Annotated in this window: 1 protein-coding gene; it reads left to right on the forward strand. The window is 69.7% G+C overall.

Features of this window, described 5'->3' with window-relative positions; all coding sequences use genetic code 11:
- Positions 1-57 precede the first annotated feature (57 nt).
- Positions 58-1,296 (forward strand): IS701 family transposase, encoded by a 1,239-nt coding sequence (locus ACWFRU_RS42445; RefSeq protein ID WP_453694212.1) that lies wholly within the window; start codon positions 58-60, stop codon positions 1,294-1,296.
- Positions 1,297-1,420 lie beyond the last annotated feature (124 nt).

The raw sequence follows: 1,420 nt of genomic DNA on the forward strand, positions 1-1,420 counted from the left end.
CTAGTAGGACTCCGTTAGGTCTTCCCGTTTGCGCTGATCAAGAGCATGTTGAGGAGCGTGGACGTGCACGAAGTGGAGCGTATGCGGGCGGTGTTGGCACTGTTCGTGGCGGACGTGTTTGCGTCGGTGCCGCGCAGGGACCAGCGGGCCAAGGGCGACTGCTATCTGCGGGGCCTGATGATGGACGGCCGCCGTAAGTCGGTCCAGGCCATGGCCGCGCGGCTGCCGGACGGCAACGAGCAGAACCTGCAGCAGTTCGTCAACCAGTCCACCTGGGACCCGGTGCCGGTGCGCCGGCGGATCGCCGAGCGGCTGGTGCCGCAGATCGGTCCGGATGCCTGGGTGATCGACGACGTGTCCTTCCCCAAGGACGGGAACATGTCGGTCGGGGTCGCTGCCCAGTACTGCGGAGCACTGGGCAAGCAGGCCAACTGCCAGGTCGCGGTGAGTGTGCACGCGGTCTCCGATCGGGCCTCTTGCCCGCTCGACTGGCGCCTGTTCCTGCCCCGGGAATGGGAGGAAGACAGCGACCGGCGCGCCCGGGCCCGGGTGCCCGAGGACGCCGGGCACCGGGAGAAGTGGCGGCTGGCCCTGGACTGCCTCGACGAACTGGCCGCATGGCAGCTGTCGCCGCCGTTGGTGGTGGCCGATGCCGGCTATGGCCAGAACGCGGACTTCCGGGCCGCCCTGACCGAGCGGGGACACCCCTACGTGGTCGGTATCCGCGGCGACCTGACCGTCCACCCGGGCGCGGCCATCCCCGCGATACCGGCCTGGTCCGGCACCGGACGCCCACCGCAATCCCGCTACCGCCGGCCACCGGTGACGGTGGCGGATCTGACCTCGGCCGCCGGCCCGGACGCTTTCCGGACGGTGACCTGGCGGGAAGGCTCGCGCGGCCCTCTGACCTCCCGCTTCCTCGCGCTGCCGGTCCGGCCGGCCGGAGTGCGTCCGTGCCAGATAGCCCGATCGGCAGCGGTCGCCGAGCACGGCCGGTGGGACGGCGTCCTGCCCCGGGTGCAGCTGCTGGCCGAATGGCCCGACGGCGAGGACACCCCCACCCGCTACTGGCTGTCCGACCTGCCCGCCAACACCACGATCGCCGACCTCATCCGGCTGGCGAAGATCCGCTGGCGCATCGAACACGACTACCGCGAACTCAAACACGGCCTGGGCCTGGACCACTTCGAAGGCCGCTCCTGGACCGGCTGGCACCACCACGTCACCCTCGCCACCGCCGCCCACGCCTTCCTGACAGAACAGCGTCTGGCCCCAAAAGCACCCGCACCGGCCTGACCCTCTACCAGGTCCTCGACATGCTCCAGGACATCCTGAGGTGCTGGACCGGCATCTGCACCACCTGCCAACAACCCCTGCCCAGAAAGCGCAGATCAGCACCAACCTAACGGAGTCCTACTAG

The sequence above is a fragment of the Streptomyces sp. NPDC055099 genome, from assembly GCF_053607685.1.